A 12,465-nucleotide genomic window follows, 5' to 3' on the forward strand; every position below is an offset into this window, starting at 1 on the left:
AATACGCCTTGTTGGCGCGCAGCCTACGCACGGTAGGGCCGCGCCCGGTCGCTTCCCGGCACGCGGAAGGCCGTCCATACGACGGATGCACCAAGGATAACGCTCCCAGTGCCGGGCGGCAATACGCGCACGATTGAATGATCGACGTACGGGTCAGCGCCGCGCCTCGGCCCGCGACAATACCGCGTTGACTTCGTTCAGGTCGGCAGGCTTGACGAGGTAATGGTCGAAGCCGGCCTGCCGGGCCTCGGCGCGATCCTGGCTCTGGCCGTAGCCGGTCAGGGCGACCAGCGTGGCGTCCGCGTTTTCCGGCTGGGCGCGCAGGCGCCGCGCCAGCTCGTAGCCATCCATGTCGGGCAGGCCGATGTCGAGCAGCAGGACGTCGGGATGCTCGCTTCGCGCCCGCGCCAGCGCCCCGCGCGCGTCGTACTCGACGCTCACCGCATGCCCCTGCACTTCGAGCAGCGCGGCCAGCATCTGGGCGGCGTCGGCGTTGTCGTCGACCACCAGCACGCGCAGGTTGCCGTTGTCGTGGACGGCATCCGCGCCGCCCGCCGCGCCGGCGTCGGGCAGCTGCGCCGGCTCGCGCGCCACGCACGGCAGGCAGATCGAGAATTCGCTGCCCTGCCCCAGGCCGTCGCTGTGGGCATGCACGGTGCCGCCGTGCAGGGCGACGAGGCTCTTGACGAGCGCCAGTCCGATCCCGAGCCCGCCCTGGGAACGGTCCGGGGTGCGCTCGGCCTGGGTGAACAGGTCGAAGATGTACGGCAGGACTTCCGGCGCGATGCCGACGCCGTTGTCGCGCACGGCCACCGTCACGCGCTCCGCCGCCACCGTCACGGCCAGCACGATCCGCCCGCCCGGCGCCGTGTACTTGGCGGCGTTGTTGAGGATGTTCGAGATGACCTGCACGAGGCGCGTACGGTCGCCGGTCACGCGCGCCGGCTGGCCGGACAATTGCAGCGTCAGCGCATGGCGGCGCGTGTCGACCAGGGGCCGCACCTGCTCGACGGCGGCGGCGACGATCACGTTCAGGTCCAGCTCCTCCTTCTCGAGCGCGACGAGGCCGCGCGTGACGCGCGACACGTCCAGCAGGTCGTTGACGAGGTCCGTCATGTGCTCGGCCTGGCGCACGATGATCTCGCTGGCGTTGGCCACGCTCCTGGGCTCGAGGCGGCCGAGCTTGAGCAGCTGGGCCGCCGTCATGATGGGCGCCAGCGGGTTGCGCAGCTCGTGCGCCAGCATCGCCAGGAACTGGTCCTTCTGGCGGTTGGCCGCGCGCAGCTCGTCCTCGACGAGCTTGCGGGCCGTGACGTCGCTGCCTTCCACGAAGATGCCGGTCACCTGGCCGCCCTCGTCGCGGATCGGCTGGTAGACGAAGTCGATGTAGCGCTCTTCCGGCGGTCCTTCCGGCTCGCGCTGCAGGCGCACCGGCAACGCGTGGCCGACGAACGGCTCGCCCGTCGTGTAGACCCGGTCGAGCAGTTCGAGGAAGCCCTGGCCGACGATCTCCGGCAGCGCCTCGCGCGCGGCCTTGCCGACGACCTGGCGGTGGCCGACCAATTGCATGTACGACTGGTTCGTCAGCTCGAACACGTGCTCGGGACCGCGCAGCACGGCCATGATCCCGGGCGCCTGCGAGAACAGGCCGCGCAGCCGCTCGTTTTCCTCGTTGCGGTATTTTTCGGCCAGCACCTGGTCGGTGACCTCCACGCACGCGCAATACATGCCGGCGACCTCCCCGGCCTCGTCGCGCACGGGTGAATACGAGAACGTGAACCAGGTCGGCTCGTCGTAGCCGTGGCGGTTCATCACGAGGTACAGGCGGTCGGCGTACGTCGCCTCGCCGCCGAGGGCGCGCTCGGTCAGCGGGCCGATGTCGTGCCAGATCTCGGACCAGATGTCATGGAAGCGTCCGCCGAGGGCGGCCGGATGCTTGTCGCCCAGGATCTCGCGGTAGGAATCGTTGTACAGGAAGCCGAGTTCCGGTCCCCAGGCCACGAACATCGGGAGCTTCGCGTTGAGCATCAGGCCGACGACCGTGCGCAACGCCTGCGGCCACGCGCGCGGATGGCCCAGGGGCGAACCGGACCAGTCGTGCGCGCGCATCATGGCGCCGACCTCGCCGCCCCCGCTCAGGAACATGAGGGCGCCGGCATGGTCGAGCGTGTCCGCGTGGGAAGAGCCTTTTTCATCTACTTGCATGATTGATACTGGATGGAGCGACAACCCCAGTGTGCCATAAGGGGGCTGCGGCAGGCGCGCACGGCGGGACGGTCGGCGCGCGACGTATCAGGAAAGCAGGCAGGGAGAACGGCGGGCCGCCGCGGAGACTGGAGCGGGTGAAGGGAATCGAACCCTCGTCGTAAGCTTGGGAAGCTTCTGCTCTACCATTGAGCTACACCCGCGTTGCCCGCATTCTACGCGGGTTTTATAGGGATTGACAACGTTCGCCGCTGCCGGCGGCCACGCCTATCGGGTCGACAGGCGGCGCCGGAAATATTTTTGGGACGGCATGTCCACCACGTGGTGCAGCGCCACGGACAGGATGAAGACGACCACGAACGACAGCCACAGATACACCTGGTTGATCTGCTGGGCATTCGACATGAAGGCGGCTTTCAGCAGGTCGTAGACGAGGTAATGCACCATGTACGTCGAATACGAGATCTCGCCGAGGTAGACGAGCACCGGCGTGGAAAGCGCGGCGGTGATCCACGACGTCGTCACGCTCAGGTAAGCGATCAGCAACGCGAACGTGATCGGAATCAGCGCGTAATCCGGGGTCGACGTCAATGCATACAGGACGCACGACGCGACGAAGCCCGCGAGGGCAACGGTGGCATACCGTTCCAGGAAATCCCGGTGGTTGACGTACAGCGAACCGACGAAGACGCCCATCAGGAATTCGAACATGGTGCGCACGAGGGCCATGTGGGGAATGTCGGCGCCGATGGAATGCAGTCCGCTCATCGCATAGATCACGTGCAGGACGACGGCGGCCGCCACGATGCTCAGCAGGTGCGCGGCAATACCGCCGCGCAGCTTGCGCAGGCTGAATGCCATCAGCGGGAAGAACAGGTAGACGAACCATTCCGAACTGATCGACCAGGACGGTACGTTCCACGTCAGGTCGCTGCCGAACCACATATGCACCAGGAAGATGCTCTGGATGAACGCAGGCCACGTATAGTTTTCCGGCGCGGCATGGCTGGTCGACAGATAAGTGAAGGCGGCGAACAGCATCAGGTAGCCGCCCAACATCACGAAGTGCAGCGGGTAGATGCGGGAAAACCGGTTCCAGTAAAACTTGCCTACGCTATGGGGAAAATTGGTGCTCAGCGACGCGTGGTAGCTCAGGAAAATCACGAAACCGCTGAGCAGGAAGAACAGGTCGACGGCCAGGTAGCCGTGCGCGATGAAATGCCTGAGCGGCGTCGGCACCGAATCGTTCATGAGGCCTAGGAAATGGTAGAACACTACCCACCAGGCGCAGATTCCCCGTAATCCTGCGAGTTGGTTGAGTTTCACGGTATCGCACGTCCTTTTACTTTGAGTTGGTCCTGCACGACGCGCCGCGCGTACTGGTCGATCGCCACTGTCAGGCTGAGCATGTAGAAGATGTACGGCTGGTAGGCGATGCCGACGAAAGAGCCGCCGGCAAGAAACACCACGATCGACGTCATCAGCGCATTGGCCAGCCCGGAAATCCAGGCCATTCCCGCATCGTTTTTCCAGGCCCTCTTCAACCTGATTAATTTGAACATGGCCAGCCCGACCATCAGGGCGTACATGGAAAAACCGACGATGCCCTGTTCGCCCAGCACTTCGAAATAGATGCTGTGGAAGGCCTTGCCGCCGACCTGTCCTTCGGGCAGATACTGGGTTTCGCCGTCCGACGTGACGCCGAGAATACGGTTGTGCAAATAAGCGTCGAAACCGCCGCCGAGCGGGTGCTTGCCGACAAACTCGATCGTCCATTGCCAGACTTTGATCCTGCCCATTGCGGACGAGTCGGCATTATAGGTTTCGATCGTCGACATGCGGTTGCCCCAGCGCGTCGCGGACAGGTCGAGATTCAATATCACGACGGCGGCAAGGGCCAGACCCGCTATCCACCACAATTTCTTTTTCGACTGCAGCATCGACAGCAGGCACATCACCGCCACGGCGATGATGCCCGTGCGCGCCGTCGTACCGACCACGGCGGCAAGCGCCATGACGATAATGGCCAGGAATAAGCCGCGCGTCAGCAGGTTCCTCGGAAAGATCACGGTATGGCGCATGAGGAACATGACCAATGGGATCAGCATCACGCACACCACGGCCAGCGTGCTGCTCTCGGACAGGCCGGTATTGCCCGTTCCCATGACGGCCAGCGTCCCGTAGCCGCCGCCGCCGAGAATGGTCTTCAGGCCGGCCGAGAACAGGATCGTGCTGGCGGAGAACACGAACACCAGGATGAAAGCTTCGATCTGGATGCGCGAACGGAAGATGTACGGGATCAGGACCGCGAAAATGAGAACCTTGGACGCCCAGTCCCATTTCCCCCATGCTTGCGTCGGGAAATCCGAGATGAGCGTCGTAAACGTCACCCACAGGCAGAACAGTACAATCAGCAGCAGGATCGGTCCGAATTTGGGCGGCGACTTTTTATCCCTGAGCAGGAACAGTCCCAGCGTCGCCACGGCTGCGATGAACGACAGCGGCTGGTCGTTGATGATCGAATAGGCGAGCTGCTGGGGCCGGACGATGTCCACCCAGACGAAGCCAAGGGCGGCGGCAAAAGCGGCTGAAAAACCGGCGAACATCAGGACGGCGAAGACAGCCGACAAAAAAAGACTCTGCATACGTGTGATGCCTTGCGCAACAGTAAAAGCGGCGTCCAGCGGCGTCCGGAACGGATGAAACGCCGAAGCTGTATATTATTTACGAACGTTTCTTCTTCGCCGCCGGCGGCAGTTGCTGTTCCTCGCGTGAAAACCAGGAAAGCACCTTGTCCAGTTGGATTGCGCGGATAACCGTATAAATTATTAACGTACTGAAAAGCAATATTGCTGCAGTGTCAATCATGCGTGACCTTTGACGGGAATCTATTGCCGCGTATCGATGAGTTACCGGAACGAACGGGCGCTAGAATAACATGCAACATACGGCCACACCGTTGCCTCAACGGACTTTGTATTATCAGCCAGTCTCCAAACCAAGCGCAACAATCTTTCCCCGCGCGTGCCGCCGCGCCAACACCAACGCGATTTTTTGCATGACGATTTTTCAACATTGGTGTTGACGCAACGCAAATGAGTTGCGCTGCGCTTTAGACGTTTTCAGCATGAGCTTGTGCCGAAAAATTCGTTGGAACGCCCACGGACGGGCTCGTATATTGAAAACTCGTCAATAGCACAGCGGAGGCATTGTGACGCCCGAATTCCTTGAGCGACATCTTTCCGGCCCGGCGCACGTTGCCGGTCTCCAATTGTCGTCGCACATGCGGGGCGATTGCCTGCGGGAGCACGACTGATGGCCGACTTCGACATCGGCGCGATCGTGCGCGACCTGCACGGCGCGCGCCGGCAGTGGCGCCAGGCCCACCGCCCGTCCGGCGAAGTGCGCGGCATCGAGTTCCCGTCGCGCGAGGCGCTGGCGACCGTCGTGGCGCAACTCAAGGGCGTGCTGTTCCCGCTGCGCCTGGGCCCGCCCGACCTGCGCCAGGAAAGCGAGGACTTCCACGTCGCCCACGCCCTCGACACCGCCCTCCACGCGCTGCTGCGCCAGGTGCGCATCGAACTGCGCTACAGCGCGGCGCTGCGCCGCCTGACCGACACCGACATCGAGCCGCAGGCGCTGGACGCCACCCGCGCGTTCGGCGCCGCCCTGCCCGGCATCCGCACCCTGCTCGACAGCGACGTGATCGCCGCCTACCAGGGCGACCCGGCCGCGCGCAGCGTCGACGAAGTGCTGCTGTGCTATCCGGGCATCCACGCGATGATCCACCACCGCCTCGCGCACTGCCTGTACGGGCTCGGCCTGCCGCTGCTGGCGCGGATCATCGCCGAGCTGGCGCACGCGGAGACAGGCATCGACATCCACCCGGGCGCCACGATCGGCCCCGGCTTCTTCATCGACCACGGCACCGGCGTCGTGATCGGGGAGACGGCCGTCATCGGCCAGCGCGTGCGCCTGTACCAGGCCGTCACCCTGGGCGCCAAGCGCTTTCCCGCGAATGCCGACGGCACGCTGCAAAAAGGCCTGCCGCGCCATCCCGTCGTCGAGGACGACGTCGTCATCTATGCCGGCGCCACCCTGCTGGGCCGCATCACCGTTGGCAAGGGCGCCGTCATCGGCGGCAACGTCTGGCTGACGCACGACGTACCGCCCGGTGCCCGCGTGGCCCAGGCCGCGTCGCGCGAGGACGACCTGGGGGTGCCGGGCGAGCCGGCGTGACCTGGTCAGCCCGAACTGGTCATCTGGGACTCTCGACCGCGTAGCCCCTGGCCTGCAACCCGGACAGGTAGCTCGTCGGTCCGACGATGTCCTGGATTTCCAGCACGGCGAACGTGGAGGCGTTGCTGGCCAGCGCCTTTTCCGCCGCCTTGAGCCAGGCGGTGCGCAGGCGTTCGCGCATCTGCCGCAGCGCCGCGGCATCCTTCGCGATGGAACTGTTCAGGATGGCATCCAGGCAGGCGTCCTGGCGCTCCGCAAAGTTCAGGCCGCGGATCTCGCCGATGTCGCCGTTGGCCCAGGCATTCGCCCGCACGCGCATCGTCTCGAGGTCGATATCCAGGCTGTCGAGCGTCTTGGTGAAGCAGACGAGGTCGTCCACCTGCGAATTCTTGAAGTCGCGCACGAGCTTGCGGGGATCGTCGAGCATCACGTCGTAGCCGGAATCGCTCAGCTTGACCTTGTTCTTTTTCGCGATGTCCTCGATCGTGCCGAGCACTTCGCCGCCATAGGACAGGCCACTTTGCTTGAGGCCGGCGAGCAGCAATTCCTCGCCGGCGAAGACGGGGCGGTAATGCTCGACGCCGTCGTCGTTGCCGATGTATTTGGCCTTCAGAACTGTCCAGTGCGCATACACGTCGGACGGGACGACGTCGTGCAGCACGGCATCGTCGGGATTCCGCTTGATGCCGATGAGGCTGGGCAACGCGGTCAGCCCGCGGAAGAAACCGATGTGCGCTTTCGCGACCGGCGGCATGAGCACTTCCTGCGACCTGGCGACGAGGCGTTCGACGCGCGACGCATCCCACTCCATCTTCTGCGGCAGCGGCGCGTACGTCCCGAACACCCACATCACATGCGTGCCCTTCGACACCTTCCACACGCCGGGACCGGGCCGGCGGCCTTCGACGACGACCGTGGCCGGGACGGCCTCCGGCGCGGCGTCGGTGACGGCCGGCGGTTCGGCCGGCGGCGCGGCACGGTCCACGTTCTGGGCGAATGCCGGCAGAGCCAGCAGGCCCAGCCAGAGTGCGTATCGCCTGGTTCTCTTCATGGGGAATATCCTTATTTCGGGCTCTCGACCGTATAACCTTTCGCCTGCAGGCCGGCCAGATAGCTTTTCGGGCCGACGATGTCCTTCATCCGCAGGAGCGCGAATGTCGACGTGTTGTCGGCCAGCGATTGTTCGGCCGCTTTCAGCCAGCCGGCGCGGATGCGTTCGCGGACATTCTGCAAGGCCGGGGTCGTCTTGGCCAGAGGACTGTTCAGGAGGGCATCGCCGCATGCTTCATCACGCTCGATATAGTCCAGGCGCGAGAGCTCGGCGGTGTCGCCGTTGGCCCAGGCATTGGCACGCACCCGCATCGCGTCGATGTCGCCGTCCAGGCGTTCCAGGGTCTTGGTGAAGCAGGTGAGGTCTTCCATCTGCATCTTCTTGAACGCCGTCAAGGTAGTGCGCGGGTCGTCGAGTTCGATCTCGAGCATCGTCCGGGTCAGCTTGACCTTGCTCTGCCTGGCAATCTTTTCGACCTGGTCGCCCACGGCGGTGTTCTCCGCGAGACCGTTTTTCTTCAGCCCGGCCCGCAACAGCTTCTCGGCCGCGAAGAACGGACGATCGCGCTCGACGCCGTCATCCTGGCCGATGTACTTGCCCTTCTGGACCTGCCAGTGCGCATACACGTCCGCCGGCAAGATGTCCTGCAACATTGCGCCGTCCGGATTCTTTTCCATGCCGATCATGGAAGGCAGCAGGGTCAGACTGCGAAAGAACCCCACACCGATGCTCGCGCCGGGCGGCATCAGCACTTGCTGCGACTTCGCCACCAGACGCTCGACGCGCGCCGAATCCCAGTCCATCTTCTGCGGCAGCGGAGAGTACAGGCCGAACACCCACATCACGTGATCGCCCTTCGACACTTTCCAGACGCCCGGACCGGGACGGCGGCCCTCGACGACGACGGTGGCCGGGGCGGCATCCGGCGCTGCATCCGCCGCGGCGGCAGGCTCGACGGCGCCAGCAGGTTCAGGCCGGGCCGCGGTCTGGGCCAGCGCCGGCAGCGTAAGGAAACCCAGGTACAACGCGCATGCATATCGTTTGCTCATCCGACATCCCATTGTTGTTATGTGCGCAAAAGCTTAGCGCCGAGGATGAGCTTAGCCTATCCGCGCAACGGAATGTTACATATTTGACATGCATATGTCGCAACAGCAATACGGGGGCATCACGCCTCGTCCGGCGTCCCGATCGGCCGGTTCAGGAGATCGTGTGCCAGCTTGAGCCCCTCGACCATCGTATCGAACGCCGCGCGCTTCGCGTCTTCGCCCGGCACGCGCAGCACGTACGACGGGTGATACGTGGTGACGACCCACCGGCCTTCGTGGCGCAGCGGCTTGCCGAGGGAGTCCTTGAGGGTCACGCTGGCCGTGCGCAGCACGGATTTCAACGCGGTGGCGCCGAGGGCCACGATGACGGTCGGCTTGACGCTCGCCAGCTCCTTGTCGAGCCAGTAGTGGCAGGCCTCGATCTCGCGCTGGACCGGCGTCTTGTGCAGGCGCCGCTTGCCGCGCGGCTCCCATTTGAAATGCTTGACGGCGTTGGTGACGTAGATCGTGTCGCGGTCGACGCCGGCCGCCTCGCACACGCGGTCCAGCAGCTTGCCGGCCGGGCCGACGAAGGGTTGTCCGGCCAGATCCTCCTGGTCGCCCGGCTGCTCGCCGACGAACATGATTTTCGCGCGCTTCGGGCCGTCGCCGCCGACGGCCTGGGTGGCGAACTGCCACAACTCACAGCGCCGGCACTCGTCGAGCTTCGAAGGCTGCTGGCGCTCCGGCTGGGCGTCCTCGGGGGCGATCGGGATCGTCGTGCCCTTGCGCTGGCCGACGGCCTCGTACTGGCCCACCTTGCGCGCTCCACGCGCCGCTTCGCTCACCATCTGCGGCACGATCTTCGCCTCGGGCAGGTTCTTCCAGCGGTGCGACGGGATGTGCTGGTGCATGACGTCCGTGTTCAGGCGGGCCGGGTTGAACACGCTGCGGTAATACGTCAGCCACAGGGCTTCGCCAGTGTCTTCCAGGTCGGCCGCATCGCGTACGAGGGGGCCGGTATTGTGCAGCGTATGGCCGTCCCACAGGACGCTCGCCCCGGGCGTCGCGATCATCCAGCTGACCTTGCCCATGCGCGACATGAAATGCTCGGCCACCTGGGGCAGCACGTCGTGACGGGGCTCGTACCAGGCGACGAAACGCGGCGGACCGGCGCTTTCCGGGCGCTCGCGGAAGCGGATGTAGGCATGCATGTCGTGTTCCTCGCGGTGCACCGCCTTCACCATCGCGTGCAGGCGCGCGCCGTCCTCGTCGGCCGGCGACTGCACGTCGTGCTCGCCCTGCTGCCAGCGCCAGATCACGCGGTACAGGAAGGCCCAGCGGTCCGGCACGCGGCAGCAGGCGGCCGACTGCAGCATCTCCAGCAGCGAACGCGGGATGTGCGGCGCGGGACGGAGCGGCCCGGTCGGGGTTTCAGTCGGCGGTGTGGGCAGATTATCGGATGCCTCGGCCGTGGGCGGCGCACCCGAGAACAGATCGCCGCCCGCCAGCAGGTCGTCCATGTGCGGCGTGCCCCACGTCACCTGCTCCGGAGGAATGCCGTGCACGAGCAGGTCGCGCGCCGCCTCGCGCCATGCGGCGAACGTCTCGACCAGCAGCGGCTGCCCGGCCCGGACCAGTTCGTCGGCGAGCCGTGCGGACGGCGCGGCCATCAGGCGGCCTGCAGTTCCGGCCACAGGTTCGTCTGCTGCGGCGCGTCGGCCAGGTTACGCCGCAGCAGGTCGGACGAGGCGCCTCCCGACGCCGGCTTGTAGTCCGCCGTGATCACGAACGGCGCCAGCTTCCTGAGGCTGCAGCGCAGGCGCGACAGGTCTTCCCAGCGGATGCGCCGCAGCCGCCGCAAATCGATCAGGCGCTTCGCCGTGCGCAGGCCGATGCCCGGCACGCGCGCGATCATGCCCTCGTCCGCGCGGTTCAGGTCGAGCGGGAAATGGGCGCGGTTCGCGAGCGCCCACCCCAGCTTGGGGTCGATGTCCAGCGCGAGGTTGCCGGCCGCGGGCATCAGCTCCTGCGCGGTAAAACCGTAACCGCGCAGCAGGAAGTCGGCCTGGTACAAGCGGTGCTCGCGCAGCAGCGGCGGCGGCGCGGACGGCACGCTGGACGGGCTCTGCGGGATCGGGCTGAACGCCGAGTAGTACACGCGCTTGAGTTTATAGCTGCCGTACAGCGTCTGTGCCGTGCCGAGGATCGTCCGGTCGTCGCTGGCGTCGGCGCCGACGATCATCTGCGTGCTCTGCCCGGCCGGCGCGAACACGGGCGCCTTGGGGTGGTCGTCCTTTTCGTCCAGCCGGGTGCGGATGGCCCCCATCGCCAGCTTGATCGTGTGCACGCTCTTTTCGGGCGCGAGCCTGGTCACGCTGTCCTGCGTGGGCAGCTCGATGTTCACCGACAGGCGGTCGGCATACCGGCCCGCCAGTTCGATGAGATGCGGGTCGGCGTCGGGAATCGTCTTGAGGTGGATGTAGCCGCGGAACTGGTGGTCCTCGCGCAGGCGCCGCGCGACTTCGACCAGCTGCTCCATCGTGTAGTCGCTCGACTGGATGATGCCGGAACTGAGGAACAGGCCGTCGATGTAGTTGCGCAGGTAAAAATCGTGCGTGAGCTTGACGATCTCGTCGACGGAGAACCGGGCCCGCGGCACGTTCGACGTGCGCCGGTTCACGCAGTACTGGCAATCGTAGACGCAAAAATTGGTCAGCAGAATCTTGAGCAGCGACACGCAGCGCCCGTCCGGCGTGTAGCTGTGGCAGATGCCCATGCCGTTGGTGGCGCCGAGCCCGTCCTTGTCGACCGAGTCGCGCTTCGGCGCACCGCTGCTGGCGCAGGAGGCGTCGTACTTGGCCGCGTCGGCCAGGATTTCGAGCTTGTCTTTGAGTTCCATCGCGCAGAAAATACTGTATATATAAACAGTATATCGCGAATCGCCCCCGCCATGCCGTGCGCGAACGCACTGTCGCTGCCGATGCGGCCGGACCGTTGTTTAATCCGACGGCCCCAATTTCACAATGTTAATATCGGAGGATTGCACCAAGCCTGGATTCACCATGTCTGTACAGTTTCGCAACAACGTCCACGTGACCGGTTCAGGACCGACGACCATGATCTTCGTGCATGGTTTCGGTTGCGACCAGACCATGTGGCGCTACCTGGCGCCGGCCTTCGCGGACCGCTTTCGCGTCGTGCTGTACGACCTGACCGGCAGCGGCCATTCCGACTGGTCCGCCTACGACCGCGCGAAGTACGGCAGCCTGCAAGGCCACGTCACGGATCTGCTGGAAATTCTCGACGCCTGCGCGGCCGGCCCGAGCATCGTCGTCGGGCACTCGGTCGGCGCGCCGATCGGCCTGCTGGCGACGATCGCGGCGCCGCAGCGCTTCGTGGCCCAGGTCCTGGTCGGCCCATCGCCCTGCTACACCAACGACGGCGATTACGTGGGCGGATTCAATCCGGAAGACATCGACGGCCTGCTGGACTCGATGGAGACCAATTTCCTCGAGTGGTCGCGCAAGATGGCGCCGGCGATCATGGGCGCGCCCAACCAGCCGCACCTGGGACAGGAACTGACGCGCAGCTTCTGCCGCAACGATCCCGCCATCGCCAAGCATTTCGCGCGCGTGACCTTCCGCGCCGATATCCGCGCCGACGTGCCCCGTGCGACGGTGCCCGCCCTGATCCTGCAATGCAGCGACGACCTGATCGTGCCGCGCGAAGTGGGCGACTGGCTGCATCGGCACCTGGCGCACAGCGCACTGCGCCTGATCGACAACGTGGGGCACTGCCCGCACCTGAGCGCGCCGACGGCGAGTTCGGACGCGATCGAATCCTTTCTCGCGCAGACGCTGATGCAGGGTGGGCGGCCCTCCGCCCACGCGTAGCGCCTACACACCGCATACGTCACGCGCGGGCACGGGGTGCCCGCCC

Annotated in this window: 9 protein-coding genes and 1 tRNA gene; 2 read left to right on the forward strand and 8 right to left on the reverse strand. The window is 65.3% G+C overall.

Features of this window, described 5'->3' with window-relative positions; translation table 11 throughout:
* Positions 1-153: 153 nt before the first annotated feature.
* The 4 genes from ASC93_RS05575 to ASC93_RS05590 all read right to left on the reverse strand — a co-directional run bounded on the left by ASC93_RS05575 (position 154) and on the right by ASC93_RS05590 (position 4,850).
* Positions 154-2,205, reverse strand: a complete 2,052-nt coding sequence (locus ASC93_RS05575; RefSeq protein WP_056438419.1) for an ATP-binding protein — start codon at positions 2,203-2,205, stop codon at positions 154-156.
* Positions 2,206-2,334: 129 nt separating this feature from the next.
* Positions 2,335-2,408 (reverse strand) — tRNA-Gly (locus ASC93_RS05580).
* A gap of 64 nt (positions 2,409-2,472) precedes the next feature.
* Positions 2,473-3,531, reverse strand: a complete 1,059-nt coding sequence (locus tag ASC93_RS05585; protein ID WP_082547792.1) for an acyltransferase — start codon at positions 3,529-3,531, stop codon at positions 2,473-2,475.
* Complete coding sequence (locus ASC93_RS05590) at positions 3,528-4,850, reverse strand: putative O-glycosylation ligase, exosortase A system-associated (RefSeq protein ID WP_082547793.1); 1,323 nt, start codon at positions 4,848-4,850, stop codon at positions 3,528-3,530. The genes ASC93_RS05585 and ASC93_RS05590 overlap by 4 nt, the downstream gene beginning before the upstream one ends.
* Positions 4,851-5,520: 670 nt before the next feature.
* Between ASC93_RS05590 and epsC the strand changes: the two genes are divergently transcribed.
* Positions 5,521-6,444, forward strand: a complete 924-nt coding sequence (gene epsC, locus ASC93_RS05595; RefSeq protein ID WP_056438427.1) for a serine O-acetyltransferase EpsC — start codon at positions 5,521-5,523, stop codon at positions 6,442-6,444.
* Positions 6,445-6,463: 19 nt separating this feature from the next.
* Here epsC and ASC93_RS05600 read toward each other — a convergent pair whose 3' ends face one another.
* The 4 genes from ASC93_RS05600 to ASC93_RS05615 all read right to left on the reverse strand — a co-directional run bounded on the left by ASC93_RS05600 (position 6,464) and on the right by ASC93_RS05615 (position 11,425).
* A complete protein-coding gene (locus tag ASC93_RS05600; protein WP_056438430.1) occupies positions 6,464-7,495 on the reverse strand; it encodes a TraB/GumN family protein in 1,032 nt (343 codons plus the stop codon).
* Positions 7,496-7,506: 11 nt separating this feature from the next.
* Positions 7,507-8,544, reverse strand: a complete 1,038-nt coding sequence (locus ASC93_RS05605) for a TraB/GumN family protein (RefSeq protein ID WP_162251797.1) — start codon at positions 8,542-8,544, stop codon at positions 7,507-7,509.
* Positions 8,545-8,663: 119 nt separating this feature from the next.
* Positions 8,664-10,220, reverse strand: a complete 1,557-nt coding sequence (locus ASC93_RS05610) for a UdgX family uracil-DNA binding protein (RefSeq protein ID WP_307188974.1) — start codon at positions 10,218-10,220, stop codon at positions 8,664-8,666.
* The gene (locus ASC93_RS05615; RefSeq protein ID WP_056438439.1) at positions 10,196-11,425 is read right to left on the reverse strand and encodes a putative DNA modification/repair radical SAM protein; all 1,230 of its coding nucleotides are present in this window, start codon (positions 11,423-11,425) and stop codon (positions 10,196-10,198) included. The genes ASC93_RS05610 and ASC93_RS05615 overlap by 25 nt, the downstream gene beginning before the upstream one ends.
* Positions 11,426-11,588: 163 nt before the next feature.
* On the opposite strand from ASC93_RS05615, the gene ASC93_RS05620 reads away from it, so the two are divergent.
* On the forward strand, positions 11,589-12,419 hold the full coding sequence (locus tag ASC93_RS05620) for an alpha/beta fold hydrolase (RefSeq protein ID WP_056438442.1): 831 nt from the start codon (positions 11,589-11,591) through the stop codon (positions 12,417-12,419).
* The last annotated feature ends 46 nt before the right edge of the window (positions 12,420-12,465 follow it).

Origin of the sequence: Massilia sp. Root335 (assembly GCF_001425685.1) — a bacterium.
GTDB classification, from domain to species: Bacteria; Pseudomonadota; Gammaproteobacteria; order Burkholderiales; family Burkholderiaceae_D; genus Telluria; species Telluria luteola.

What these genes read in the sequence shown, in the direction of transcription:
- ASC93_RS05575 (WP_056438419.1), bottom strand. Translation starts at nt 2,205, where the DNA reads ATGCAAGTAGATGAAAAAGGCTCTTCCCACGCGGACACGCTCGACCAT.
- ASC93_RS05620 (WP_056438442.1), top strand. Translation starts at nt 11,589, where the DNA reads ATGTCTGTACAGTTTCGCAACAACGTCCACGTGACCGGTTCAGGACCG.
- ASC93_RS05605 (WP_162251797.1), bottom strand. Translation starts at nt 8,544, where the DNA reads ATGAGCAAACGATATGCATGCGCGTTGTACCTGGGTTTCCTTACGCTG.
- ASC93_RS05615 (WP_056438439.1), bottom strand. Translation starts at nt 11,425, where the DNA reads ATGGAACTCAAAGACAAGCTCGAAATCCTGGCCGACGCGGCCAAGTAC.
- epsC (WP_056438427.1), top strand. Translation starts at nt 5,521, where the DNA reads ATGGCCGACTTCGACATCGGCGCGATCGTGCGCGACCTGCACGGCGCG.
- ASC93_RS05600 (WP_056438430.1), bottom strand. Translation starts at nt 7,495, where the DNA reads ATGAAGAGAACCAGGCGATACGCACTCTGGCTGGGCCTGCTGGCTCTG.
- ASC93_RS05590 (WP_082547793.1), bottom strand. Translation starts at nt 4,850, where the DNA reads ATGCAGAGTCTTTTTTTGTCGGCTGTCTTCGCCGTCCTGATGTTCGCC.